The 275-nt window shown below is 63.6% G+C and carries 1 protein-coding gene; it reads left to right on the plus strand.

Annotated features, from left to right (window positions below):
* Positions 1-114: 114 nt before the first annotated feature.
* Positions 115-275, plus strand: a 161-nt coding sequence (locus R0J92_RS22895; RefSeq protein WP_411053356.1) for a double zinc ribbon domain-containing protein, incomplete at its 3' end; no start/stop codon positions are given.

Consider the following 275-nt stretch of genomic DNA (forward strand, 5'->3'; position numbering starts at 1 on the left):
TCGCCCGTTCGCGCCGCGCCGTCGCCAGCGGCTGATCGAAAAGTATCTCCATCGTGCCCCACGTCCTCAAGAATCTGTTGCGCAAAGGCGCGTCGGCGGTCCTAATGTCAATCCATGGCGGTTGATGACACCAGGACAGCGACGAAGTCCGTGCTGCGGTTCCCCGCCTTGCTGCGGTGGATCGGCGATCTCGTCTATCGGCCGGTCTGCCCCGCATGTGGGGTGCTGACCGGCCGTCATGCAAGCTTCTGTTCGCATTGCTGGCGCGAGATCCG

Origin of the sequence: Tritonibacter sp. SIMBA_163, from assembly GCF_046535935.1 — a bacterium.
GTDB classification, from domain to species: Bacteria; Pseudomonadota; Alphaproteobacteria; order Rhodobacterales; family Rhodobacteraceae; genus Epibacterium; species Epibacterium scottomollicae.